Genomic DNA, 25172 nt, shown 5'->3' on the forward strand with positions numbered 1-25172 from the left:
CGCCGCTCCGTCGTCCGTCATCGCCGTAGGCTGTGGCCATGCCCATCCGCCGCGCCCACATCACCTCGTCCGCGGCGCAGTCGGAGTTGACCACGGCCTTGGCGGACCTTCGCGTCGAGTTGAAGATCCCCGCCGATTTCCCGTCCGACGTGCTCGAGGAGGCGCAGGAGGCTGCCTCCGCCGCCGACCCGATGCCGGACCGGGTCGACCTGGGCGCAATCCCGTTCTGCACGATCGATCCGCAGGGGTCGAAGGACCTCGATCAGGCCCTTCATATCGAGCGCGCGGGCGCAGGATTCACGGTGCGGTACGCCATCGCAGACGTGCCGAGCTTCGTGACGCCTGGCGGCGCCCTCGACACCGAGTCCCGCCGGCGCGGACAGACGCTGTACGCCCCCGACGCGCGCGTGCCGCTCTATCCGACCGTGTTGAGCGAGGGTGCCGCCTCCCTCCTGCCCGATGAGGACCGCCGGGCGCTGGTCTGGCGATTCGCGCTCGACGCGCGGGCTCAGGTGACGGATGTCGCGCTCGATCGTGCGATGGTGCGCTCGGTTCGGCAGTGGTCGTATGTCGATGCGCAGGCGGCCGTTGACGCGGGGATGGCGCCCGAGTCGCTCGAGCTCCTCGCCGTGATCGGCCCCCTGCGGCAACAACTCGAACGCGAGCGCGGTGGGGCGAGCCTCGATGCGCCCGACGAGGAGATCATCCGCACCGAGCACGGCTACGACATCGAACGGCGCTCTCCACTGCCGATCGAGGATTGGAATGCGCAGGTCTCGCTCCTCACCGGTATGGCCGCCGCCACCGTGATGCTGGACGGCGGAGTCGGCATCCTGCGCACCATGCCGCCGGCCGGTGAGGACACGATCGCGGCCTTCCGCAGGCAGACGAAGGCCTTGGGGATCCCGTGGGCGGACGGCGTCGATTACGGCGAGTACCTGCGCTCGCTCGATCGCGACTCCCCCGCCGCTCTCGCGGTGATGCAGGCGGCGTCGGGGCTCTTCCGCGGAGCGGGCTACCTCGCGTTCGCGCGGCGGCCGGCCGAGGATCCAGTTCAGGCGGCCATCGGCGCGCCCTATGCCCACGTGACCGCTCCGCTCCGACGGCTGGTGGATCGATTCGGCCTCGAGATCTGCCACGCGTTGTTGGCCCACGAGTCGGTTCCGGCGTGGGCGCGCGACGGACTGGCTGCTCTCCCCTCCATCATGGGGTCCTCGTCGGCGCTCGCGGGACGGCTGGCTGCGGGGGCTATCGACCGGGTCGAGGCGGCCATCCTCAGCTCACGCGTCGGCGAAACGTTCGATGCCGTCGTGCTGTCGGTGGGAAAAGGTCACGCGCGTGTTCAGCTGCTCGATCCCGTCGTGACGGCGAGCATGGGCGCCGGCGACGCTGCACCCGGTTCCAGCGTGCGTGTTCGGCTGGTGTCGGCCGACGCCGCGACGGGAACGGTCATCCTCGAGCGCGTTCCTCAGGCCGCCGCCGGTTGACCGTCTGAATCAGTCCCCGTCGACGTCCCGCTCATCCGTGTCGGCGAATTCCTCGACCTCGTCGGTCTCGGCCGTCGCCTCGTCGTTGGTCCCCTCGTCGAGAGTGCCCTGACCGTCCGGGTATCCGGCCTGGTCGGGGAATTCAACGCCGCTGGTGTCCGTCATGATCGCTTCCTTCCGGCGGCCGCTGGAGATGGAGAACGCCCGCTCGCCCCAGTGTCACACTGGTGGCGGGCGGGCGTCTCGGGGTTGACGAGCCTCAGTCCGCGAGGATGAGGTAGAGCGCCTTGCGCGTCTCGTCGATCTTCTCGGTGGCAGCCTTGCGCTGCTCATCCGTTGCGGTGTGGCGGAACTGGCCCAGCACACCCATGAGCTTGCCGACGGCCTGGAAGAGCTCCACGGCCGACGCCGCCGGCTGGGGAACGGATGCCCAAGCGCGGTTCAGCTCGTCCTCGTGGTCGGCGACATACGCGCGACCATCGTCGGTGAGCTCGAACTCCGTCTTGCGGCCCTCGCCGACCGGAGTGATGAGGCCCTCGTCGACGAGCTGCTGCAGGGTGGGGTAGACCGACCCGGGGCTGGGGCGCCAGGCGTCGTCGGTCTTCTCGGCGACCGCCTTGATGATGGCGTAGCCGTTGAGCGGGCCGTCGCCGAGCAGCGAGAGGATCGCCGATCGCACGTCGCCCTTGGCGCGGCGTCGGCCACCGGGGCCGCCGAAACCGGGGCCGAAGCCTCGACCGAAACCGGGGCGCTCGGGCCAGCCGGCCATGCGCGGGCCGCCGCCGAAGCCGTGGCCGTCGTGGTGGAAGCGATGCTCATCGGCATGCATCCGGGTGTTGTATGAAGTGAAGTGTTCGCGTTTCATGAGCGCAGACATCCTTTCGTCCGGCTCTGTGAAGAGAGCCATCGCAGAACTTCTGCGATGGGTTAACGATATATCGGTGAATAGTCTTCTGTCAAGTGGACGCGCGAAATTTTCGTCAACAGGGCGGGGTGGTTACCGCGCGCCGGGATGCGCGTTGTGGCACCGCGGCGTCGTAGGATGCGCGTTTTGGCACCGACCCGTCACAGGATGCGCGTTATGGCACCAAGGCGCGACCATTCCTCGCAACACGTCATGGCGAGGAGCCAGCTCGCTTCGAGCGGATGCGCGTTATGGCACCGCACCGTCGACGGGATGCGCGTTATGGCACCGCGCCGTCGACGGGATGCGCATTGTGGCACTGCGCCGTCGACGGGATGCGCGTTATGGCACTTTCGCGCTCCGCCGTGGTCAGCCGGCGATGATCAGCCGGGCGGAGATCAGCTGACGCTGACGACCGGCGCGCCCACCGAGGCGTCGCCCGATTCGGCGGCGATGCGGTTAGCCTCGGCGATCAGCGTCGCCACGATCTCGCTCTCGGGAACGGTCTTGATGACCTCGCCCTTGACGAAGATCTGGCCCTTGCCGTTACCGGACGCGACGCCGAGGTCGGCCTCGCGGGCCTCACCGGGTCCGTTCACGACGCAACCCATGACGGCGACGCGCAGGGGAACGCTCATGCCCTCCAGGCCATCCGTCACGTCGTTGGCGAGCTTGTACACATCGACCTGCGCGCGTCCACACGACGGGCATGAGACGATCTCGAGCTTGCGCTCGCGGAGGTTGAGCGACTGCAGGATCTGCAGACCGACCTTCACTTCTTCGACGGGAGGCGCGCTGAGCGAGACGCGGATAGTGTCGCCGATGCCCTCAGAGAGCAGGATGCCGAACGCCGTTGCGCTCTTGATCGTGCCTTGGAACGCGGGGCCGGCCTCGGTGACGCCGAGGTGCAGGGGCCAGTCGCCGCGTTCGGCAAGCAGGCGGTAGGCCTTGACCATCACGATCGGGTCGTTGTGCTTGACGGAGATCTTGAAGTCGTGGAAGTCGTGCTCCTCGAACAGGCTCGCCTCCCAAACGGCACTCTCCACAAGCGCCTCGGGGGTGGCTTTGCCGTACTTCTGCATGATGCTCGGCTCGAGCGACCCGGCGTTCACGCCGATCCGGATGGAGACGCCGGCTGCTTTGGCCGCGGCCGCGATGGCGCCGACCTGGTCATCGAACTTGCGGATGTTGCCGGGATTGACGCGCACGGCCGCGCATCCGGCGTCGATCGCCGCGAACACGTAGTTCGGCTGGAAGTGGATGTCGGCGATCACCGGGATCTGGCTCTTCTTGGCGATGATCGGCAGCGCCTCGGCGTCGTCGCGGCTCGGCACGGCCACGCGCACGATGTCGCAGCCGGACGCCGTCAACTCGGCGATCTGCTGCAGCGTCGCGTTGATGTTCGGCGTCGGCGTCGTGGTCATCGACTGCACGCTGATCTGCGCGTCACCACCGACGAGGACCTTGCCGACCTTGATCTGGCGGGACTTGCGTCGGGGGGCCAGGACCTCCGGGACTTTGGGCATTCCGAGATTCACAGCGGGCACCATGCAAGCTTACGCGTGAGGTGATGAACACCGACTGTAAGCGGGGACCCCGTCGTGTCGGCCCTCAGCCGATGTGGCGCACCAACGCAGCCAAGAACTCGTCGAAATGCTCGAGGTGCGGCGAGTGCCCGCAGTCCGGGAGGACGATCTCCTCGAACGATCCGCCCGCGGCGGCGTAGCGCTCAAGGATCGCCCGCGTTTGGGCGATCATCGGTTGGGGCGGCGCGACATCCGCTCCGGGCCATTCGGGGATGACGCCGAGTTGGCCCAGGAAGTTGAGGTCGAACAGGCTGGTGTCCGAGACGATGACGTCGTCTGCTCCGCGGATCCAGAGGATGTCGGGCTTGTCGGGGACGTCGACGATTCCGGTGAGGTCGAGGTGGGTCGGCGCCATCGTGTTGAGCACTCCGCGCGTTCCGGGCGCGAAGCCGGGCCAGTTCTTACTCGGGAACCCGTCTCCGGGATAGTTGTCGATGCCCGTCGCGGTCGTCAGCATCGAGGCGACCCAGATCTGGTCGTGCTCGGAGGTGAGCGGCGGCTTCACGTAGGTGCCGAGGTAGACCGACAGCGGTGAGGCCGGGGCGTCGGCCGTCGTGTCGCCGGCCGCCAGACGCGCGATGAAGTCCGGGTTCCCTTCCCCCCCGCCGGTGCCGGCGGCATCCGGCGTCATAAGCGAACCATCGGCGCCGGTTCCTCCGAAGCCGTACGGCGACACGGGCGCCTGCAGCGTCAGCGAGGCGACGCGCTCCGGATGGTCGATCAGGTACTGCATCGCCACTCCGCCGCCCATGCTCCACCCCACCAGGTGCACGCGGTGCAGCCCGAGGGTCTCGACGACGGACGCCACGTCGTCGGCGTAGTCGCGGAGTCCGCGAGTCGCGTCGACCGGAAGGGTCTCGCTGCCGCCGAAGCCGCGCAGGTCGATCGCGAGGGCGCGTACGTCGTCCGGGAGCGCGAGCATGGTGGGCTGCCAGAACAACGACGACGAGACGTTGCCGTGGACGAAGACGACGGTCTTCGACGCGTCGGCAGCGGGCCGCTCGAGCACCTGCGCTCTCAGGCGAGGAGTCTGCACGGTGGTCGCGACGATGCCGTCGAACAGGGTCTGGTCCATGGTTCCTCGATTCATTGGATATGGTCTCGATACGCGTGCTCGCTGCGTTCTCGGGCTACTCGACCGGCAGGCGACACGAGCGACGGGCGGCGGATTCCGGGCTACTCGACCGGAACGGTTGCAGGCTGATCGAGCGACGGGACGGCGATGCGCAGCGGCGGCTCGGTCGCGGCGACGACCTCGTCGATGCTGACTCCCGGCGCGAGTTCGACCAAGTCCAGTCCGGTCTCGGTCACGTCGATCACCGCGAGGTCCGTGATGATGCGATGCACGACAGCTCGGCCGGTCAATGGCAATGAGCAGGCGTTCACGATCTTCGGCGACCCGTCGCGAGCGGTGTGCTCCATGAGCACGATGACCCTGCGGGCGCCGTGCACCAGGTCCATGGCGCCGCCGGGACCCTTCACCATCTTTCCGGGGATCATCCAGTTGGCCAGGTCTCCGGATGCGCTGACCTGCATCGCCCCGAGGATGGCCGCGTCGATCTTGCCGCCCCGTATCATGCCGAAGCTCGTGGCTGAGTCGAAGAACGCTGCCCCCGGCAGCACGGTCACGGTCTCCTTGCCGGCGTTGATGAGGTCGGGATCGACCGCATCCTCCGTCGGATACGGCCCGACGCCCAGGATGCCGTTCTCGCTCTGCAGCACGACCGTCATGCCGGCCGGCACGTAGTTGGGCACGAGCGTCGGCAGTCCGATGCCGAGGTTCACGTAGGAGCCGTCAGCCAGCTCCGCTGCCGCGCGCGCGGCCATCTGTTCGCGGGTGAGTGCCATCTCACGCCTCCTTCGTCGCGGTCGACGACACGGTGCGTCGCTCGATGCGCTTCTCGACATCCGTTCCGACGACGACGATGCGGTCCACGAACACACCGGGCAGGTGTACAGCGTCGGCGTCGAGCTCGCCGGCCTCGACGATCTGCTCGACTTCCGCGATGCAGAGCCGCCCCGCCATCGCGGCGAGCGGCGAGAAGTTTCGGGCCGACTTGTCGAACACGAGGTTGCCGTGCCGGTCTGCGAGCTTCGCGTGCACGAGGGAGAAGTCGGTGGAGATCGCCTCCTCGAGAACGAACTCCTTCTCGACGCCCCGCACGGCGAACGGCTGGACCTGCTTCGGCGCCGAGGCCACGGCGATGGACCCGTCGGTGTTGTACCGACGAGGCAGACCTCCCTCGGCCACTTGCGTGCCGACGCCGGTCTGCGTGAAGAATCCGGCGATGCCGCTTCCTCCCGCCCGCAGCTTCTCGGCGAGGGTGCCCTGCGGCGTCAGCTCCAGTTCGAGTTCGCCCGAGAGGTACTGCCGCTCGAACTCCTTGTTCTCGCCGACGTACGACGAGGTCATCTTGCGGATGCGCTTCGCCGCCAGCAGCACGCCCAGCCCCCAATCGTCGACGCCGCAGTTGTTCGAGACGATGTCGAGCCCGTCGGGTCCGGCCGCTAGCAGGGCGTCGATCATTACCATCGGTATGCCGCAGAGCCCGAATCCGCCCACCGCGATGCTGGCACCGCTCGGGATGTCGGCCACCGCCTCTTCGGCTGAGCCGACCACCTTGTCGATCGTCACAGGGTCCCCTCTCCGGCGGGCATCGTCGCCCGCACGAGTTGCGCGCTGATGACGGGGGCGACCTGATCGGCGCCCCGGTCGCTCAGCACGATCGTGTAGTGGTTCACATCCTGCACCTCGTGAGTACGGATGTGCGGGATGCCGGCGGTCTCCCGCGCGACGTCGGCGGGGGTGTACAGCGGCGCCGCGTCGAGCAGGCCGCGAGGCGCGCGCAGGAAGTCGATCGGCAGGTCGAGGCTGTGAAGCGCTTCGGAGTAACCGTCGGACCCGTCCATCTGCAGAGAGTTCTCCGCGATCGCGTTCGGATCGGCCGATGAGTGCAGGTGCGGTTCCACGCCGTCGAGGTCGTAGTCGACGTAAGCGGCCATTTCGGCGTTCCAATACGGTCCGAGGGCCGGATGCGCGAGCCAGAACTGCCGGTACGCCTCACGCGACGCGAACTCCATCGTGAGCCGTGTCAGGGCGGGCCCGAGAGTGGCAGCGGCGGCATCCTGCGCGGCCACGCCGGCCGGCGGCGCGATCGGGAGCCCGCCATCCACGAGCACGAGGGAGCTGACGCGATCGGGATGCATCGCCGCCAGCAGGACGGAGACGAATCCGCCCATGGAGTGACCGACGACCACGGCCCGGTCGATCTCGAAGTGGTCCAGAACCCGCAGCATGTCCTCCGCCTGGGCGGGCATGCCGAACGGGGACGGCAGCGCGTTGCTGCGGCCGCGACCGCGCAGGTCGGGGGCGATGAAGCGGGTGCCGGGCAATCGTTCGACGATGAGCGGCCAGCTCAGGTGCGTGGCCGTGATGCCGTGCGGGGCGAGGATGGGTACGCCGTCGGCATCCGGATTCCACACCCCGCCCGCGAGCTCGCCGCCCTCGACCGGCGCACGGAATGTCCGGTAGGCGGTCACCGCGCGCTCCATCCGCCGTCGATCGTGTAGCTGGCACCGGTGACCATGCCCGAGTGCTCACCCACCAGCCAGAGGGCGAGGCTCGCGACCTCCTCCGGCTCGACCAGTCGCTTGATGGCCGGCTCCGTGAGCATGATCTTCTCGAGCACGTCCTCCTCGGGGATGCCGTGAACCCTGGCCTGGTCCGCGATCTGCTTCTCGACGAGCGGCGTGCGCACATACGAGGGATCGATGCAGTTGCTCGTCACACCGTGCTCGGCTCCCTCCAGCGCCGTGACCTTCGACAGCCCCTCCAGCCCGTGTTTCGCCGCCACGTAGGCGGCCTTGAACGGCGAGGCGCGCAGTCCGTGCACGCTGGACAGATTGAGCACCCGGCCCCAACCACGGTCGTACATGCCGGGAAGGGCCGCACGGATGAGCAGGAACGGCGCCTCGAGCATGATGCGGAGGATGAGCGAGAACTTCTCGGGGTCGAACTGCTCGATGGGGCTCACCTGCTGGATGCCAGCGTTGTTCACGAGGATGTCGCACTCGAGGCTGAGACCGGCGAGTGCGGCGGTGTCGGAGAGGTCGATCTGCCACGCCTCGCCGCCGAGTTCGGCGGCGAGCCTGGAGGCGGCCTCCCCATTGACATCGGCGATGGTGACGGATGCGCCAGCTCTCGCGAACCCCTCCGCGCACGCGCGACCGATGCCGCTCGCTCCGCCTGTGACGAGTGCCCGGCGGCCGCTGAGATCGGTCATGATGTGCACCTCCTCGTGCCCTCTCGTCGACGCTAGCGGATCGCAGGTCGAGCTTCGCGCATCCGATCGTCCGTCGAGCTACGTAAACTTCTGAGAGCGGCGCGAGCAGCGGCGCCTGACGAAGGAGTCACATCCCATGAGCACGACCGAGGTCGTCATCCTGTCCGGTTCGCGCACCCCGCAGGGCCGGGTGAACGGGCAGTTCGCCGCCCTCAGCGCGGTGCAGCTCGGCACCATCGCCATCCGCGACGCCATCGAGAAATCGGGCGTGAGCGTCGAGGACATCGACGCAGTGCTGATGGGCCAGGTGCTGCAGGCCGGTGCCGGCCAGAACCCGGCCAAGCAGAGCGCGGTCGCCGCCGGCATCCCGTGGCGCGTCCCGGCGATGACGCTCAACAAGGTGTGCCTGTCTGGTCTCGCGGCGGTCATCGACGCGGCACGGATGATCCGGCTCGGCGAGGCGTCCGTCGTCGTTGCGGGCGGCCAGGAGTCGATGACGAATGCCCCCCACCTGCTCCCCGGCTCGCGACGGGGTTGGGCGTACGGAAGCGTGACGATGCTCGACCACGCCGCCTATGACGGACTCACCGATGCGTTCGACGGCGTCTCGATGGGCGAATCGACGGAGCACCACAACGGCGAGCGCGGAATCGGACGCGCCGAGCAGGACGAGATCGCCGCCGCATCGCATCAGCGTGCCGGCGCGGCCGCCGCCGCGGGCGGCTTCGACGACGAGATCGTCGCTGTCGAGGTTCCCCAGCGCAAGGGCGACCCGCTGGTCGTGACGACGGATGAGGGTGTGCGCCCCGACTCGACCGTCGAGACGCTCGCCGGTCTCCGCCCCGCGTTCACCAAGGACGGCACCGTGACGGCGGGCAATTCGTCGCCCCTGTCGGATGGCGCGAGTGCGCTCGTCGTCGCCAGCCGCTCCTACGCCGAGGAGCACGGGCTCGAATGGCTCGCCGTCGTCGAGGCGTCCGGGCATGTCGCCGGGCCTGACAACTCGCTGCACTCCCAGCCGTCCAACGCGATCGCCGCAGCGCTCTCACGGCAGGGATGGCAGGCATCCGACCTCGACGTCGTGGAGATCAACGAGGCCTTCGCCGCCGTGTCCTATCAGTCGACTCGCGACTTGGACCTCGATCACGCGATCGTCAACGCGCAGGGCGGTGCGATCGCGCTCGGCCATCCGATCGGCGCATCGGGAGCGCGCCTGGCCCTGCACGCGGCACACGAGCTCGCTCACCGCGGCTCGGGCAGGGCGGCCGTAGCCCTTTGCGGCGGTGGCGGCCAGGGGGATGCGCTCCTCTTGTCCCGCTGAGCACCCGTTCACCGTCGCCGAGAACGCAGTTCTTGCGGGTGCCGGGCCTCGCGCACCCGCAGAGAGTGCGTTCTCGACGGAGGGAGGGACCAGAGGGTGAACGTCAGCCGAAGAGGTTGATGGGCTTCACGATGTCGGCGTAGATGAGCAGCGCGCTCATGCCGCCGAGGATGATGACGACTGCGAAGGTGAGCGGCATCAGCTTGGCGATGTCGACCGGTCCAGGATCGCGCTTGCCGCGCAGCTTCGCGAACCACCGGCGGACGCCCTCGTACAGGGCGCCGGCGATGTGACCGCCGTCTAGCGGCAGGAGCGGGATGAGGTTGAAGACGAAGAGTGCGACGTTGAGCGAGGCGACGAGCCCGATGAGCGTGGCGATCTTTCCCTGGATCGGCGCGTCGAGGGCGGCGACCTCTCCAGCGACCCGGCCGACGCCGACGACGCTGATGGGTCCGTTGGGGTCGCGCTCGCCCGATCCGAAGGCGGCGTTGGCGATGGCGATCATCCGCTGCGGCAGGTTCAGGATCATGCCGCCGACAGCGGTGATGTTGTTCCCGACGGCCGGCAGCACCGCCGTGATGGGCTGAGGAACGAGCTGGCTCGCCGGTCCGATGCCGACGAAGCCGACTTGGGCCGTCTCGGGTTTGCCGTTCGACCCCACGACGGCCTTGCCGTCAGCGTCGTAGACGGGACGCTCGGTCAGCAGCGGCGTGACGGAGAGCGTCTTCCGCGCGCCGTCGCGCTCGACCACCACGGAGAGGGCGTCGCCTGACGAGTCGCGGATGACGGCGGTCGACGCATCCCAACTGGTCACGGGCTTGCCGTCGATCGAGACGAGGCGGTCGCCGGGCAGCATCCCTGCTGCGGCGGCGGGAGCAACGGGATCGCTGCTGGTGCAAGTCTGGCTGGTGCTGGATGCCGGCACCACGCACTTGGAGACGCTTCCCACGGTCGTCGACGCCTGGGCGGTGCCGAAGCCCATCAACAGGACGCCGAAGAGCACGACCGCGATGACGAGGTTCATGAACGGGCCGCCGAGCATGACGATGATGCGCTTCCAGACCGGGAGCAGGTAGAAGGCGCGGTGCTCGTCGCCCGCGGTGATGGTGTCGGCACTCGCGGCACGGGCATCCGCGGCCATCCGTCCGAAGTAACCGGGCTTGCCGGCCTCTCGCTCGTCGATGCCGTCGTCGATGGCCTCGGTGAACGGTCCGCTGTCGGTGCGACCCTCCTGCACCATCGTGCTGAAGAAGCCGGTTCCCCCAGCTTTGACCTTCTCCCCATCGTGCGGCGGGAACATGCCGATCATGGAGATGTAGCCGCCGAGCGGGATGGCCTTGACGCCGTACTCCGTCTCACCCCTGCGCTTGGAGAAGATAGTCGGCCCGAAGCCGATCATGTACTGCGTCACCTTGACGCCGAACAGCTTGGCCGGGACGAGATGGCCGATCTCGTGCAGCGCGATGGAGATCGCGACGCCCAGGGCGAGCACGAGCACGCCGATGATGAAGGGCAGGACGGTATCCACGATGCCAGAGTAGCGCCGAGAACCTTGGAGGGCGCTGGTGGGTGGCCGAGAGCCGCCCGATCAATTGCCGACGACTCAGCCGGCCTGATCAATTGCCGACGACTCAGCAGGGTCCGATCGGTCGCTGACGACTCAGCCCCGTCCGATCAGGTGCTGACGACTCAGCCGGTCCGCTCAGTTCGACGTCTCAGCCGTGCCGATCGGCGAGCCCCGGTCAGCGGCCGGTGGCGATGAGCCGATCCGCCTCCGCGCGCGCCCAGCGCTCGGCTTCGGCGAGCGATCCGACGGTCAGCGGGGCCGCGTCTGGAGAGTAGGCGTCGAGCACGGCCTGCACGGTGTCGAGGATGCCGAGGTACGACAGACGTCCGTCGTGGAAGGCGTGCACCGCCTGCTCGTTCGCCGCATTGAAGACGGCAGGATGCGCTCCGCCTGCCTGTCCGACGCTCTTCGCGAGTGCGACGGCCGGGAAGGCCGCGTCGTCGAGCGGCTCGAAGGTCCAGCTGTGCGCGGTGGTCCAGTCCAACGGCCGACCCACGCCGGCCACCCGGTGCGGCCAGTCCAGGCCGAGGGAGATGGGCAACCGCATGTCGGGCGGAGAAGCCTGGGCGATGGTCGATCCGTCGACGAACTCCACCATCGAGTGCACGATCGACTGCGGATGCACGGTCACGTCGATGTGCTCGTACGGCACGTCGAAGAGCAGGTGGGCCTCGATGACCTCGAGGCCCTTGTTAACCAGGGTGGCGGAGTTGGTGGTGACGACGAGCCCCATGTCCCAGGTGGGATGGGCGAGCGCCTGGGCGGGCGTGACATCCGCGAGCTCGGCCCGCGTGCGGCCGCGGAATGGGCCGCCCGACGCGGTGAGCACCAGCCGACGCACCTCGTCGGCCGTGCCCGAGCGCAGCGCCTGCGCGATGGCGGAGTGCTCGGAGTCCACCGGCACGATCTGGCCCGGAGCGGCCAGTGCCGTGACCAGGTCGCCGCCCACGATGAGGGACTCCTTGTTGGCCAGGGCCAGCGTGCGCCCGCACTCGAGGGCGGCGAGCGTCGGACCGAGCCCGATCGACCCGGTGATGCCGTTGAGGACGACGTCGGCGTCGACCGATCTCACTAGCTGCTCGGCCTCGTCGATTCCGAGGGCGACATGCTCGACGCGGTGGGCTCGTGCCTGCTCATGAACCAGGTCGGCGCGTGTTCCCGCCGCCAAGCCGACCACCTCGAATCGATGGCCGTTGGCCGTTATCACGTCGAGCGCCTGCGTGCCGATGGAACCGGTCGATCCGAGGATGATGACTCTGCGCACGCGACGACTCTACGCTCAGGCCCGCATGCCCGCCCCGGTATGCATCGCGGGTTAAGGTGTCCGAATGGCCGACGACGCTGAGCAGGGCACTGCCGCCCTCCCCATCCGTCGCCCCGGCTTCGTCTATGCACTCGGCAAGGTCATCCTCTGGCCGATCGTGCTGCTCTATTTCCGGCCGCGCATCTCAGGTCGTGGCAATGTCCCCCGCACCGGTCCGGTGATCTTCGCCAGCAACCACCTCTCCTTCATCGACAGCATCGCCATCCCCGTCGCGGCTCCCCGGCGGCTCCAGTTCATGGCGAAGTCGCACTACTTCGAGGGAACCGGCTTCCGCGGCGCCATCAGCCGATGGTTCTTCACGGCGATCGGCGTGGTCCCCGTCGAGCGTGGAGCGGGCGGGTCGGGCCAGGAGTCGCTGGATGCCGGCAAGCGCATCCTCGAATCCGGCGGGGCGTTCGCGCTGTATCCCGAGGGCACCCGCTCCCTCGACGGCCGGCTGTACAAGGGGCGCACCGGGGTGGCCTTCCTCGCCCTGACGACCGGTGCGATCGTCGTTCCGGTCGGGGTCGCCGGCACCGACCGCATCCAGCCCGTCGGCACACGCTTTCCGCGGCCCCACCGGTTCTCGGTGTCGTTCGGCGAGCCGATCGACGTGAGCGTGCACGGTCCGGCCTCGTCGGGTCGTGCGCGCCGACACGCGACGGATGAGATCATGGCGGCCATCCATGCCCTCAGCGGTCAGGAGTTGGCCGGCGCGTACAACGAGGCCCCGCAGTCGGGAGTCGCCCGGCTCGTCGACCGGGTGCTTCCCCGAGAGCGCCGCTGAGTACTTGCTCAGCGCACGCCGATAGGGTTCATCGGGTGAGAGCCGAGCGACGACGCCCCATCCCCCGCCGCATCGTCGAGGCACTCGCCGCCACCGTCATCGCGATCATGGTGGCGCTCGCGCTGCCGGGGGCCCCCGCTGCCTCCGCCGCTCCCCTGACAACGACGCCCGCCCCGGCTCTGCTGCCCACGAAGGCCGGCACTCTGCCGACGGACAGCGGCGACTTCCACGCCGGGCGCATCATCAGCGACTACAACTTCTACAACGCCTACGCGATGACCGAGGAGCAGATCGGCGAGTTCCTGAGCTCGCTGCGGTGCACTCCCCGCGATGCATCGCCCTGCCTGAGCGACTATCGCGAGACGACGACCGATCAGCCCGCCCAGGAGCGCGGGCACTGCGATGCCTACCGGGGCGGGGTCGACGAGACGGCCGCACGCATCATCGCGCGCGTGTCCGTCGCGTGCGGCATCAGTCCGCGAGTACTGCTCGTACTGCTGCAGAAGGAGCAGTCGCTCCTGACTCACCCCGACGCCCGGGGCTACCTGCGGGCGACGGGCTACGCCTGCCCGGACACGGCCGACTGCGACACGAAGTACTTCGGATTCTTCAATCAGGTCTACAACGCCGCCTGGCAGTTCCGGCAGTACACGGTGCATCCTGTTCGCGCCTACGCCGTCGGCGACGTCGCCGTGCCGTTCAGTCCCGATCCGGCGTGCGGCGCATCCGTCGTCGACATCGAGAACCAGGCGACCGCGAATCTCTACAACTACACCCCGTACCAGCCCAACGACGCGGCCCTGGCCGACCTGCGGGGTGAAGGCGACAGATGCTCCAGCCACGGCAACCTCAACTTCTGGCTGCTCTACTCCAAGTGGTTCGGTGATCCGCTCACCGAGCCGTTCCCCACCATCTTCGGACCGTGCGCGAACATCGAGGGCGGCGTGGCCTGCCGGGCTCCCGAGTGGACGTTCACCGGCGCGTGAGCGTGAGTCAGTGGCCGTCGCTCCCGTCTACGAGGATGGTCGGCTCGTGGCGCACCGGGAAGTTCACCGACGACGCGATGTAGCACTTGGCGCTCGCCTCCTCGTGGATCACCCTCGCTGTCTCGACCATCGAGGAATCAGCCACGGTGACGCGGGGATGCAGGGTGACCTCCGTGAAGTGCCCGCCGCCGTCGCTCGTGCTCACCATCGTGCCCGTGGCGGCATCCGTGTAGGCGGTGACCACGACGCCGTGAAGGGTGGCGACGTAGAGGTAGGAGAGCAGGTGGCATTCGGCGAGGGCCCCGATCAGCATGTCCTCCGGATTCCATCGATCGGCGTCGCCGTGGAACGGGGTGTCAGCTGACACGCCGAGCGACGGCTTGCCGTCGACCCGCAGTTCCCCCAGGCGCGAGTACGCACGGTATCCGCTCGTGCCGCTCCCGGTATTGCCCTGCCATTCCAGCGTCAGTTCGTAGCGGTGATCGACGTCCATGAGCTCTCCTTCCACCTCGGCGGCGAGCGGTAGGCTGGCGTCACCATGACTACTGCCACCTCTGCTCCCGTCGCCCCGGTCTACACCGTTTCACAGGAACGCCGCATCGTCACGGCCATTCCCGGCCCGAGGTCCCAGGAGTTGCACGAGCGCCGTCGCGCCGTGGTCTCCGAGGGCGTCTCATCCGTGCTCCCCGTGTACATCGCGAAGGCCAACGGTGCCGTGCTGGTCGACGTCGACGGCAACCAGTTCCTCGACTTCGGAGCCGGCATCGGCGTGACCACCGTCGGCCACACCGAGGCGCACGTCGTCGAGGCCGCCGCGGAGCAGCTGCAGGATGTCATCCACACGCTGTTCACCATCACGCCCTACGAGGAGTACGTGCGCGTCGCCGAACTGCTCGCCGAGCACACGCCCGGCGACTGGGCCAAGAAGACCGTCCTGGTCAACTCGGGCGCCGAGGCCGTGGAGAACGGCGTCAAGATCGCCCGCAAGTACACCGGCCGTCGCGCCGTCGCGGTGCTCGATCACGCCTACCACGGCCGCACGAACCTCACGATGGCCATGAACTACAAGGCCATGCCCTACGCGACCGGGTTCGGCCCGCTCGCCGGCGACGTCTACCACGCGCCGAGCTCCTACCCCTACCACGACGGCCTGTCGGGAGCGGATGCCGCCGCCCGCACGACGTCCTGGCTGGAGAAGGTCGTCGGCGCATCCGACCTGGCTTGCCTCGTCGTCGAGCCGATCCAGGGCGAGGGCGGCTTCATGGTTCCGGCAGAGGGCTACCTGCCCGCCCTGCAAGAGTGGTGCACCGCCAACGGCGTCGTGCTCATCGCCGACGAGATCCAGAGCGGCATGGCGCGCTCGGGCCACTACTACGCGAGCGAGGTGTTCGGCCTCGAGCCCGACCTGGTGCTCACCGCCAAGGGCATCGCCGGCGGACTGCCGCTGGCCGCCGTCACCGGTCGCGCCGAGATCATGGACTCCTCGCAGCCCGGTGGGCTCGGCGGAACCTTCGGAGGAAACCCGGTCGCCTGTGCGGCAGCCGTCGCCGTGTTCGAGTCGATCGAGGCCAACGACCTGCTCTCGCAGGCATCGCGCATCGGGGACACGCTCAAGGACGGGCTCGCCGAGCTCGCGGCCGACTACGACATCATCGGCGACATCCGCGGTCACGGAGCGATGATCGCCATCGAGCTCGTGAAGTCCGGCACCGCTCAGACCACCAAGGAGCCGTTCGCGGCCGCGGTGACGCACATCGCCGAATACGCCGCCCAGCAGGGCGTGCTGTTCCTCACCGCCGGAACCTACGGCAACGTGCTGCGCTTCCTGCCGAGCCTGGCGGTGACCGACGAGCTCATCGCCGACGGCCTGTCGGTGCTGCGCGACGCGCTGGCCACGCTCGAGCGCCCGTGACCCAGACGATCTCCGTCGCAGACGCCGTCGAACTAGCCGTCGTGGAACGCAGTGGTTTCATCGAGTCGCGCCATGCAGGCGCCGCCGTCGTACTCTCGCCGACCGGCGAGGTCGTCCGCACTCTGGGGGACGTGAGCACCCCGATCTTCCCGCGCTCCTGCCTCAAGCCGTTCCAGGCTGTCGCCGTCATGTCGAGCGGCGTCACGTTGCGTGGCGAGGACGCCGCCATCGCCACGGCGAGTCACTCCGGAACGGCGCGCCACATCGACCTGGTACGCGGAATCCTGATGCGCTCGGGCATCCCCGAATCCGCGCTGGGCTGTCCAGCCGCACTCCCCCAGGACAGCGCAGCACGCGACGCCGTCCTGCGCGCAGGCGGAGGCCCGTCGCGCATCGCGATGAACTGCTCGGGCAAGCACGCCGGCATGCTGGCTGCCTCAGCCGCGAACGGCTGGGACCTCGAGAGCTACCTCGACCCCGAGCATCCGATCCAGAAGAGGGTGCTCGACATCCTCGAGCGCTTCACGGGCGAGCGGCCGGCAGCTATCGGCGTCGACGGATGCGGAGCGCCCATCCACGCGATCTCCCTCACCGCCCTCGCGCGCGGCATCCACCGCGTCACGACCTCGACCCCGTCGTCGCCGTTCGCGATCTACCGCGAGGCCGGCGTCATCACCGAGGCCGTGCGCGAGCATCCGTGGATCATCGCCGGACCCGGTCTCGGCGACACCATCTGCATCGAGCGCCTGGGGGTGTTCTCCAAGTACGGTGCCGAGGGGTCCATCGTCATGACAGCACCCGATGGCACGACGATCGCCGCCAAGGTGCTCGACGGATCGACGCGCGCCGTGCACGCGATCGGGCTGCGGCTGCTCGCCGAGCAGGGTGCCCTCGACAGCGACGCCGTCGACGCCGTGGTGACGGAACTCGACCTCTGGGTAATGGGCGGCGACGAGCGCGTCGGCAGCATCCGCGCCACCGTCTGAGAGCTCGCGCCGCTGGGCGCCATCCGTGACGAACTTCTCGCACATCCGTGACGAAACTCCCACTCGACTCGTCATAGCTGCAGAGGCGATTTCCTCGCCCGTGACGAGAAGGAGTTGCACCCATGGCCAACATGACCACCGCCACCACCGCATCCAGCGGCACCACAATGTCGACGTCGGGCGGCGGGCGAACCGTCATCAACGACTCCGTGGTCGCGAAGGTCGCGGGCATCGCCGCTCGTGAGGTTCCCGGCGTCCACGCCCTCGGCGGCGGCGCCGCGCGCGTGATGGGCGCGATCCGAGACGCCATGAGCAGCACCGACCTGAGCCAGGGCATCAGCGTCGAGGTCGGCGAGACCCAGGTGGCCGTCGACGTGACCATCGTGGCCGAGTACCCGGTGCCGCTGCAGGATGTCGCCTCGCGCGTGCGCTCGGCCGTCACCACGGCGATCGAGACGCTCGTCGGAATGGACGTGACCGAGGTCAACGTGACCGTCAACGACGTCAACCTGCCGTCCGACGACAGCGATTCGGCCGCCGAGTCGCGCGTGCTCTGATGACGGCCACCAAGTTCGGTGCGCTGATCGCCGGGATCCTCGCGCTGGTCTGGATCTGGTGGGGCTTCTGGGCCTTCGTGCTCGTCGCCCTCGCCATGGTCGTCGGCGCGTTCGTCGGACGCATCGTCGACGGGCGGCTGGATGTCAGCTCGCTCATCGACGCCGTCCGCGGCAAGCGCTCCTCGTCGTGAGCGAGGTGAGCGAACCGGCCCCCCGCGGTCGGACCACCGTCACCTCGCGCGCGCTCACCCGGGTGAGCGAAGCCGTGGCAGCCGAGACTTTCGGCGTGCGCTCCGGTGACGTGCGAGTCGATCTCTCGGATCGGAACGGCCTGCTCGCGCTGGTGGTGAACACCCCGATCCGGGTGGCGCCGCTCGCCGGCATCGATCGAAGCGGCGGGATGCGCGACAGCACCATCATCGAACGTGCGGCGCGCGGCCAGGGCTCGATCCACTCATCGGTCACCGCCATCACGGGTGCCGAGATCGCCCATGTCACCGTGCATCTCACGGGGGTCGACATCGCCCGGCAGGAACGTGTGCGATGAGCGAGCCCTCGACGTATCGGCGCACGCAGTCGACCTATCGACGCATCCTGCGCCGGGAGACCCACTCCCCCCGGTCGGTGCTCGCCATCACGGTGGCCGTCGTCCTCATCTTGGCCCTCCTCTATCTGGGCACGGAGATCGTCTTGGCGATGATCGGCACTCGCGCGCTGCTCGCCGCCCCGCTCGACATGCTGGATGCCCTCGCGCATCTCGACGACGCGCCCGACGGACTAGTGGTGGGCGTCGGGGTGGGACTGCTCCTCATCGGTGCGTTGCTCATCATCGGTGCCGCAACTCCGGGTCGTCGCGGTCGTCACCAGATGAGCACCGAGCGCGGACTCGCCGTCGTGGACGACGAGGTGATCGCCTCGGCACTGGCGCGCCATGCCGCCCACGCGGGTGACGTCGACCCCGACAACACCACGGTCAGCGTCTCCCGGCGTGTGGCCGGCGTGCACCTCGTCCCGACCAGCGGCACCCGCATCCGTCGCGACGCCGTCATCTCCACTGTCGCCGAGCAGCTCGAGGCCTTCGACCTCACGCCGTCACTGGAGCCGCGCATCGTCGTCGCGGAGCGGGGAAGGGTCGGAGCATGAACAACACCAACCGGGTCGTCAATCGGGTCCTCGTGGCGGTCATCGGCGTGATCTTCCTCGCCGTCGGCGCGGCGCTCGTCGGCATCGCGTCGATCGGCGCGGTCCGCGATCCGTACGTCGAGAACGCGCGGGACGTGCACGGCGCCGTGACGGGCTGGCTGAAGTCCACCACGGTGGCACAGACGTCGATCCAATGGGGATGGATCCTCGTGCTCGCCGTCATCGCCGTCCTCGTCATCCTCCTGATCGTCTTCGTCGCGCGTCAGGGGCACGGTCACCACGGCACCCTCATCCGCGAGGAGACCTCGCCGACGGGCACCACGGTGATCGACTCGAGTGTCGCCGAGAGCGCTGTGCAGCAGGACATCGACGGGAACACCGACTTCCTCGCCTCGCGGGTGAGCACCTATCGTGTGCGGGGCGTCTCCGTGTTGAAGGTCTCCGTGACCTGTCGCCGCGGGGTGTCGCCGCGATCGGCGGTCACCGTCGTACAGCACAGCCTGACCGGCCTGGACGCGCTGCTCGGTCGGGAGATCCCAGCGCTTATCCAGGTGAGCGGCGGCTTCCGGGCCCGGGTGGCACCGCGAACACGCACCCGGTGAGCCGATTGTCAACGACCCGTCGTCCCGCGCCCGATCTGCGACCATATCCGGAGATGAGAACCTCGCAGCAGCAGCCGACGCTCGACCAGGTCGACGAGCGCGTCATCGTCGGCCGCGCTGCCGATGGCGACGCGCGCGCGTTCGAGTTGATCGTCCGTCGCCACAGCGGTCTCATGCGTGCCTATGCGCGCAACATCCTCGGGTCGACTGACGAGGTCGACGACGTCGTTCAGGAGTCGTTCATCGTCGCCTGGCAGCAGCTGGAGTCGCTGAGCGATCCGGCGGCGCTGAAGAGCTGGCTGATGCGGATCGTGGGCAGACGCAGCATCGACCGGGTGAGGGCGAGGCACGACCATGACGACCTGTCCGGCCACGACGAGGCGGCCCCGATCGACCTCTCACCCGAAGGGGCGGTGCAGGCGCATTCCCTCGAGGATGCGGTGCAGTCCGCGTTGGGTCGACTGCCCACGGCGCAGCGGCGCTGCTGGGTGCTCAAGGAGATCGCGGGAATGCGCTACCGCGAGATCGCCGCGGAGCTGGACCTGCCGGAGAGCACCGTGCGAGGCCTGATCGCGCGGGCACGAACGCGGATGGCGACAGAGATGGAGGCGTGGCGATGACGACCATCGACCCGATGGACGGTGCCGCGGGCATCGACGCTCCCGGCTTCGACGTGCTCAGCTTCGATGTGCTCGACACCGACGTGCTCGATGAGAGTGCGCTCGACGGGCACACCGTCGACGAGCTGAGCGACTACCTCGACTCCGGCCGTTCGACGGTGAACTTCTCGATCGAGTCCTCCCCTGGATGCCAACTCGCGCTCGCTGCACTCGAACGCCTGCGGACCTTCACGCGGGGCCTTCTCGACGAGGAGGCGCGACTCGAACCGGAGCCATCCGACGACTGGATGCGCCGGGTGATGAGTCGCATCGCGATCGAGGCGCACGCGGGTCGCGACATCCCCATCGCTTCTCCGGAACCGGATGCCCACCTCGTCTTGACGGAAGGCGCGGTCAGGGGGCTGGTGCGCGCGGCCGGCGACGTGGTCGACGGCGCCATCGTGGGGCGGTGCACGATCTCCGGCGACGTCGGGGTACCGGGCGCCCCGGTCGCGGTGCACGTCGACCTCAGCGTTCGCTGGGGCTCGCGAATGCCCGACGTGGCGTCGCGTGTCCGGGCCTCCATCCAGCGCGAACTCGCCATGCACACCGAGCTCGTGGTGACGGCTGTCGATGTCACGATTCAGGATGTGCGGTACACGCCTGGTCCGGTTCCGGCAATGCGAACGGGGGTCGCATCGTGAAGGCGAACGGGACGACTCCGTCGCTGGCCGGCCGCGTCGAGAGGGTGGTGACCGAGCACCCCGGCGTCCGCCTGCTGTACTCGGCGCAGCCGGTCGTCCTCGAGGCCGCGGTGACCGCCCTGACCGGCGTGCTGCCGGACGCTGTCACCTCCGTGGTGATGGTCGGAGGCGCGGTCGATCGGGTGGTCGTCACCGAGCGACCGGACGGAACGGGCGTGCGCGTCAGCGTCGGGCTGTGGGACGACGCTCCCACCGCGCCGACGTGCCGGGAGTTGCACGCCCGCATCGCCTCGGAACTCCAGTCGGCCGGCGCTGCGCATCCGTTCGACATCTTCGTGCGGGTGGCGAGCATCGGCTGAGCCGTGCGGCGTTGACGCCGTCGGCGCACGGTCGTAGCGCGCTCGTGCCGCGGGCGGCAATTTCGTTGCACAGAACGCCATTTTGCTGCGGAATCAGCGTTCAATGGTGGCCATCGCCACGATAACCGCACCCGTGCGGTCGACCGTGCCCGGTATGCTGGCACGCGGAACGACGGCGTTCCCCCGCGAGTGAAGGAGCGACATGAGAATCGCAGTGCCCACCGAGATCAAGGACAACGAGTTCCGCGTCGCGATCACCCCGGCTGGAGTCCACGATCTCACCGCTCACGGCCACGAGGTGCTGATTCAGGCAGGAGCGGGAGCGGGGTCCGCCATCACCGACGACGCGTACGAGCGCGCGGGGGCGGAGGTCGTGGCCGCGGCGGACGAGATCTGGGCGCGGGCAGAGGTGCTGCTCAAGGTCAAGGAGCCGGTGGCCAGCGAGTACGGGTACTTCCGGGACGACCTCGTGCTGTTCACCTATCTGCACCTCGCCGCGGAGCCCGAGCTGACGCACGCGCTGATCGACTCCGGCACGACCGCCATCGCGTACGAGACCGTGCAGCTGCCGACTCGCGCGCTCCCGTTGCTCGCCCCGATGAGCGAGGTCGCCGGACGCCTCGCACCCATCGTCGGTGCCAACGCGATGCTGAAGCCCGCCGGCGGGCCTGGACTCCTCGTGCCCGGCGTTCCCGGCACGCACCCGGCCCGGGTCACCATCCTGGGTGGCGGCGTGGCCGGCACCAACGCGCTGCAGATCGCCATCGGCCTCGGCGCCGACGTCGCGGTGCTCGACACCAACCTGTTCCGCCTGCGCGAGCTGGACGCCCTGTACGGCGGCCGCATCCGCACCATCGCGTCGAACCGCTTGGAGATCGATCAGGCCGTCACCGGGTCCGACCTCGTGATCGGATCCGTGCTCGTGCCGGGCGCCAAGGCCCCGAAGCTCGTGACGAACGAGATGGTCTCGCGCATGCGCCCGGGCAGTGTGCTGGTCGATATCGCCGTCGACCAGGGCGGCTGCTTCGAGGACAGCCGGCCGACGACCCACTCGGACCCCACCTTCCGCGTGCACGACTCGCTGTTCTACTGCGTGGCGAACATGCCGGGCGCGGTGCCGAACACGTCGACCTACGCGCTGACCAACGCGACGCTGCCCTACGTGCGCGAACTCGCCCGGTCGGGCTGGAAGGGTGCCATGCAGGCGGATGCCGCCCTCGCGCTCGGGCTCAACGTCCACGCGGGCGCGGTGTACAACGCGGGGGTCGCTGCGGCTCACGGACTCACGGCCGTCGCTCCATCCGCCGCGTTCGCCTGAGCCGGCCAGTGTCCGCGCTCGAGTCGGCCATCGGGATGCCGCAGCCACACGCGTGAGGCCCCTGGCGTGAGCGCCGGCGGAAGCGCGCGCGTGCCGGTGAGTTGGCGCACGTCGGCGAGCGAGCAGCCGTCGAACACCATGAGCGTGTTCTGCCGCAGCCGCGACAGGGTGGAGCCGAGTGTCAGCCACCCCTCCGGGTCGGTGAGCAGAACCGGTGACTGGTCTCCGCCGGGCAACGGGATCGACTCACGGCCCGGCGCGGCCACCGGTCGCCCGGGCCAGGCCGCGGCGATCCGGTCGGCGACCCGGTTCGGAGCAGCGGCGACGACGAGGAGTGGCACGCCTGACGAGACCTCACCGACCCGTGCCCCGGCGGGGCGCGGCCGTGACGGCGGCGGAATCACCGCCTGGAAGAGCGAACCGTTCCACACTCCGCGCCCAGGCGGCGCATCCGGATGCCAGAACCGGGTGGGCGCACCCACCGCCGCATGCTCGGCCCGGTCGTCGACGCGCAGGACGAGGGTGCGTCCGAACAGCACCGACAGCGCACCGAGCTGGGCGGGACGTCGGGTGACCAGCGCGACGGGGCTGCTCGAAGATCGCAGTCGCGCCGCGAGCGCATCGATCGCGGCCTGACGGTGTTCGGGCGAGAGTCGCGCGCTCAGGGCATCCCAGTCATCGATCAGCAGGATCCGGTTGTCGGTGCCCTCCTGGGGATCCGTCAATGCGTCCCAGAGCTCCTCCTCGTCCCGAGGCGGATCGGGAAGCTCGAGGGCGTGGCCGAGGAGCCGGAGGATGGAACTCGCGCCGCAACCGCGACCTCCCACGACGAGCAGGTTGCCGTGTTCGCGGGGACTCCATCGCACCACGCTCTGCCGCTGGGCCTCCGGTTCATCGAGGAGGCCGAGAACGACGCCGTCGCCGAGCTCTCCGCGAAGGAACGGATGGTCTCCGCCGAGCACGACCGGCAGCGGCGGCAGCCACGGCCGGCGCGGCGGCACGTCGGAAGCGCCGGCGACCCGGTCACGCGTGCCGCGTGCTACCGCCGCGATGTCCGCCGCCGTCGTCACGGCCGCCTGCACCGTGACTCGTTCACCGTGGCGACTGATCACGCAGCGGCCCGGCACTCCTGCGGGGAGACCCGCCGCCGCACCCGTTCCGACGATCGCGACGCTGTCGGGCGCGTCGATCACCCGCAACGCGATGCGGAGCCCGCAGTTGGCGAGGAGGGCGTCCCTCATGACGCCGGCCGGCCGCTGGGTGCACAGCACGAGGTGGACGCCGAGCGACCGCCCACGCGCGGCGATGTCGGTGAGTCGTGCTTGGGCGTCGGGAGCCGACGCGACGAGCGCGGCGAACTCGTCCACGACCACGACGAGGCGTGCGAGGGTCGGGAGGTCGCGGATGTCGGCCACACCCGCCGCCGCGAGCAGCCTCTCGCGATGCTTCAGCTCGGCGCCGAGACTGATCAGTACGCGCCCCACGAGCTCCTCGTCGAGGTCGGAGGCGACTCCCATGCAGTGCGGAAGGCCGGCGAGCGGCGTGGCCATGGCCCCGCCCTTGAAGTCGACGAGCAGGAAGGTGAACCGGTCGGGCGACAGGCGGGCGGCCATCGCGGTGATCCAGGTGACCAGAAGCTCGCTCTTCCCGCTTCCCGTCGTCCCGCCGATCACGGCGTGCGGACCGTCGGCGGCCAGGTCGATCCGGATGTCCCCGTCGCGGTCGCGTCCGATCGCGGCCACCAGTCCCGGCTCGTCGGCGGCCGGTTGGACGAGGGAATGGAAGGCGACCTGAGGCGCCAACGGCCGTGCCCCCACCGGCGACGCGCGTGCCAGCGCCATGGCAGCGCGTTCCGCCTGCGCTCGACCGAGCAGTTCAGGGAGCACCGGTCGCAGCGGCTGATCGGCGCGCAGCATGCGGGCATCGTTCGTGCCGCCGACGGCGATGACCGTCGCGAGGGCGGCGGGCAGGTCGCGCACGGCTTCCGCCAGGACGATCACCGCGTCACTGTCGTCCGCCCGACCGCCCGAATCGACCACCTGGAGAACTGTTGCGGCGTCCGTCTGCCGGTGCGGTAGTTCCGCCGCCCAGTCCCAGGCCTCGCCGGGCGGAAGCCGGATGCGCAGCGACTCGGGAGCGCTGGCGCTGCAGGCCTGGATGAGGAGTCCGTAGGCGAGCGATCGGCAGAGGGCGCGCGGGCCGACGATCCCGATACCCCTCCGCGGGTCGGCGGTGAGCGGCATGCCGTCCAGCGAGGATGCCGCCAGCACGAGCGCCTGCCGTCGCTCATCGGGCACGGTTCCCGGTTCGTCAGGGCTGACGCGCACCCGGCTCGACACGCGCGCCGCACCCAGGACGAGCGGCCCGACGCCGATCCGGGCGAAACGGCCCGCGTCGTCATCGCCGACACTCAACCAGTGCCGCGCGGACGGATTGAGCGCCCACGCCGCCTCCCGTTCTCGGTCGTGCAGGTCGTGCACGGTGACCTGCAGGTCGTCGAGCGCTCGGCTCTCGGCGCTCTTCGCCCGCGCGAGCGCCTTGCGCGAGGAACGTCGGGCATCCGCGAGCGAGCCGACCGCGATGCACGGCCCCAGCAGGGCGAACAGCAACACGAACGGCGACCGGGTGATCGACCAGATCAGCACGGCGACGACGACGGGCGCGACGCTGCCGATCAGGGGGAAGGGCGCGCGTTCCGCTGCGACCGCGCGCGGAGGCAGTCGAAGCAGCTGAGGGTCGTCCATGTCCTCAGCCAAGCGTGTCCCGGG

At 69.3% G+C, this 25172-nt stretch carries 27 protein-coding genes; 15 read left to right on the forward strand and 12 right to left on the reverse strand.

The window, feature by feature from the left end; genetic code table 11:
- The first annotated feature begins 38 nt into the window (after positions 1-38).
- Complete coding sequence (locus E6C70_RS05860; protein WP_136423118.1) at positions 39-1487, forward strand: RNB domain-containing ribonuclease; 1449 nt, start codon at positions 39-41, stop codon at positions 1485-1487.
- Positions 1488-1496: 9 nt separating this feature from the next.
- On the opposite strand, the gene E6C70_RS16630 is transcribed toward E6C70_RS05860, so the two are convergent.
- The 8 genes from E6C70_RS16630 to E6C70_RS05895 form a co-directional block, all read right to left on the reverse strand.
- Positions 1497-1652 (reverse strand): hypothetical protein, encoded by a 156-nt coding sequence (locus E6C70_RS16630; protein WP_168770862.1) that lies wholly within the window; start codon positions 1650-1652, stop codon positions 1497-1499.
- Between the two features lie 94 nt (positions 1653-1746).
- Positions 1747-2316: a PadR family transcriptional regulator gene (locus tag E6C70_RS05865; RefSeq protein WP_407921020.1), complete on the reverse strand. Its 570-nt coding sequence runs from the start codon at positions 2314-2316 to the stop codon at positions 1747-1749.
- A 473-nt stretch (positions 2317-2789) separates the two neighbouring features.
- Complete coding sequence (gene ispG, locus E6C70_RS05870; RefSeq protein WP_207670041.1) at positions 2790-3938, reverse strand: flavodoxin-dependent (E)-4-hydroxy-3-methylbut-2-enyl-diphosphate synthase; 1149 nt, start codon at positions 3936-3938, stop codon at positions 2790-2792.
- Positions 3939-4002: 64 nt separating this feature from the next.
- Positions 4003-5052: an alpha/beta fold hydrolase gene (locus E6C70_RS05875; RefSeq protein WP_136423122.1), complete on the reverse strand. Its 1050-nt coding sequence runs from the start codon at positions 5050-5052 to the stop codon at positions 4003-4005.
- A 101-nt stretch (positions 5053-5153) separates the two neighbouring features.
- Positions 5154-5825 carry a 3-oxoacid CoA-transferase subunit B gene (locus tag E6C70_RS05880; RefSeq protein ID WP_136423124.1) on the reverse strand — a complete coding sequence of 224 codons (672 nt, stop codon included), beginning with the start codon at positions 5823-5825 and terminating at the stop codon, positions 5154-5156.
- 1 nt (position 5826) lies between these two features.
- A complete protein-coding gene (locus E6C70_RS05885) occupies positions 5827-6612 on the reverse strand; it encodes a CoA transferase subunit A (RefSeq protein WP_136423126.1) in 786 nt (261 codons plus the stop codon).
- Positions 6609-7517 carry an alpha/beta hydrolase gene (locus E6C70_RS05890; protein ID WP_235833288.1) on the reverse strand — a complete coding sequence of 303 codons (909 nt, stop codon included), beginning with the start codon at positions 7515-7517 and terminating at the stop codon, positions 6609-6611. The genes E6C70_RS05885 and E6C70_RS05890 overlap by 4 nt, the downstream gene beginning before the upstream one ends.
- A complete protein-coding gene (locus tag E6C70_RS05895) occupies positions 7514-8260 on the reverse strand; it encodes a 3-hydroxybutyrate dehydrogenase (protein WP_136423130.1) in 747 nt (248 codons plus the stop codon). Before E6C70_RS05895 ends, E6C70_RS05890 begins: the two co-directional genes overlap by 4 nt.
- Positions 8261-8396: 136 nt before the next feature.
- On the opposite strand from E6C70_RS05895, the gene E6C70_RS05900 reads away from it, so the two are divergent.
- Positions 8397-9581 carry an acetyl-CoA C-acetyltransferase gene (locus E6C70_RS05900; protein ID WP_136423133.1) on the forward strand — a complete coding sequence of 395 codons (1185 nt, stop codon included), beginning with the start codon at positions 8397-8399 and terminating at the stop codon, positions 9579-9581.
- 103 nt (positions 9582-9684) lie between these two features.
- On the opposite strand, the gene E6C70_RS05905 is transcribed toward E6C70_RS05900, so the two are convergent.
- Positions 9685-11109, reverse strand: coding sequence for a M50 family metallopeptidase (locus E6C70_RS05905; RefSeq protein ID WP_136423135.1), 1425 nt, complete (start codon positions 11107-11109; stop codon positions 9685-9687).
- Positions 11110-11323: 214 nt separating this feature from the next.
- Positions 11324-12412, reverse strand: coding sequence for a 1-deoxy-D-xylulose-5-phosphate reductoisomerase (locus E6C70_RS05910; protein ID WP_136423137.1), 1089 nt, complete (start codon positions 12410-12412; stop codon positions 11324-11326).
- Positions 12413-12476: 64 nt separating this feature from the next.
- Here E6C70_RS05910 and E6C70_RS05915 point away from each other — a divergent pair, with 64 nt between their 5' ends.
- Positions 12477-13238 (forward strand): lysophospholipid acyltransferase family protein, encoded by a 762-nt coding sequence (locus E6C70_RS05915; protein ID WP_136423139.1) that lies wholly within the window; start codon positions 12477-12479, stop codon positions 13236-13238.
- Positions 13239-13273: 35 nt separating this feature from the next.
- The gene (locus E6C70_RS05920) at positions 13274-14224 is read left to right on the forward strand and encodes a hypothetical protein (RefSeq protein ID WP_136423141.1); all 951 of its coding nucleotides are present in this window, start codon (positions 13274-13276) and stop codon (positions 14222-14224) included.
- Positions 14225-14231: 7 nt separating this feature from the next.
- Here the strand turns inward: E6C70_RS05920 and E6C70_RS05925 are convergent, their stop codons facing one another.
- A complete protein-coding gene (locus E6C70_RS05925; RefSeq protein WP_136423143.1) occupies positions 14232-14717 on the reverse strand; it encodes an OsmC family protein in 486 nt (161 codons plus the stop codon).
- A gap of 45 nt (positions 14718-14762) precedes the next feature.
- Between E6C70_RS05925 and gabT the strand changes: the two genes are divergently transcribed.
- The 11 genes from gabT to ald all read left to right on the forward strand — a co-directional run bounded on the left by gabT (position 14763) and on the right by ald (position 22404).
- Positions 14763-16136, forward strand: coding sequence for a 4-aminobutyrate--2-oxoglutarate transaminase (gabT, locus tag E6C70_RS05930; RefSeq protein ID WP_136423145.1), 1374 nt, complete (start codon positions 14763-14765; stop codon positions 16134-16136).
- Positions 16133-17122, forward strand: coding sequence for an asparaginase (locus E6C70_RS05935; protein WP_136423147.1), 990 nt, complete (start codon positions 16133-16135; stop codon positions 17120-17122). The genes gabT and E6C70_RS05935 overlap by 4 nt, the downstream gene beginning before the upstream one ends.
- A 131-nt stretch (positions 17123-17253) precedes the next feature.
- Positions 17254-17679: an Asp23/Gls24 family envelope stress response protein gene (locus tag E6C70_RS05940; RefSeq protein ID WP_235833330.1), complete on the forward strand. Its 426-nt coding sequence runs from the start codon at positions 17254-17256 to the stop codon at positions 17677-17679.
- Positions 17679-17870, forward strand: coding sequence for a DUF2273 domain-containing protein (locus tag E6C70_RS05945; RefSeq protein WP_136423149.1), 192 nt, complete (start codon positions 17679-17681; stop codon positions 17868-17870). The genes E6C70_RS05940 and E6C70_RS05945 overlap by 1 nt, the downstream gene beginning before the upstream one ends.
- A 5-nt stretch (positions 17871-17875) precedes the next feature.
- Positions 17876-18226, forward strand: coding sequence for a hypothetical protein (locus E6C70_RS05950; RefSeq protein WP_136423151.1), 351 nt, complete (start codon positions 17876-17878; stop codon positions 18224-18226).
- Positions 18223-18822: a hypothetical protein gene (locus E6C70_RS05955; RefSeq protein WP_136423152.1), complete on the forward strand. Its 600-nt coding sequence runs from the start codon at positions 18223-18225 to the stop codon at positions 18820-18822. The genes E6C70_RS05950 and E6C70_RS05955 overlap by 4 nt, the downstream gene beginning before the upstream one ends.
- Positions 18819-19424 carry a hypothetical protein gene (locus E6C70_RS05960; RefSeq protein ID WP_136423154.1) on the forward strand — a complete coding sequence of 202 codons (606 nt, stop codon included), beginning with the start codon at positions 18819-18821 and terminating at the stop codon, positions 19422-19424. Before E6C70_RS05955 ends, E6C70_RS05960 begins: the two co-directional genes overlap by 4 nt.
- A gap of 53 nt (positions 19425-19477) precedes the next feature.
- Entirely contained in the window at positions 19478-20044 is a 567-nt protein-coding gene (locus tag E6C70_RS05965) for an RNA polymerase sigma factor (RefSeq protein WP_136423156.1), read from the forward strand.
- On the forward strand, positions 20041-20727 hold the full coding sequence (locus tag E6C70_RS05970) for an Asp23/Gls24 family envelope stress response protein (protein WP_235833289.1): 687 nt from the start codon (positions 20041-20043) through the stop codon (positions 20725-20727). Before E6C70_RS05965 ends, E6C70_RS05970 begins: the two co-directional genes overlap by 4 nt.
- The gene (locus E6C70_RS05975) at positions 20724-21086 is read left to right on the forward strand and encodes a hypothetical protein (protein ID WP_136423158.1); all 363 of its coding nucleotides are present in this window, start codon (positions 20724-20726) and stop codon (positions 21084-21086) included. The genes E6C70_RS05970 and E6C70_RS05975 overlap by 4 nt, the downstream gene beginning before the upstream one ends.
- A gap of 202 nt (positions 21087-21288) precedes the next feature.
- Positions 21289-22404 carry an alanine dehydrogenase gene (gene ald, locus E6C70_RS05980; protein WP_136423160.1) on the forward strand — a complete coding sequence of 372 codons (1116 nt, stop codon included), beginning with the start codon at positions 21289-21291 and terminating at the stop codon, positions 22402-22404.
- Here the strand turns inward: ald and E6C70_RS05985 are convergent.
- Positions 22362-25148: an FtsK/SpoIIIE domain-containing protein gene (locus tag E6C70_RS05985; protein WP_168770863.1), complete on the reverse strand. Its 2787-nt coding sequence runs from the start codon at positions 25146-25148 to the stop codon at positions 22362-22364. The two genes, ald and E6C70_RS05985, sit on opposite strands and share 43 nt — an antisense overlap.
- Between the last annotated feature and the right edge of the window lie 24 nt (positions 25149-25172).

Source organism: Orlajensenia flava (assembly GCF_004801905.1).
GTDB lineage: Bacteria > Actinomycetota > Actinomycetes > Actinomycetales > Microbacteriaceae > Orlajensenia > Orlajensenia flava.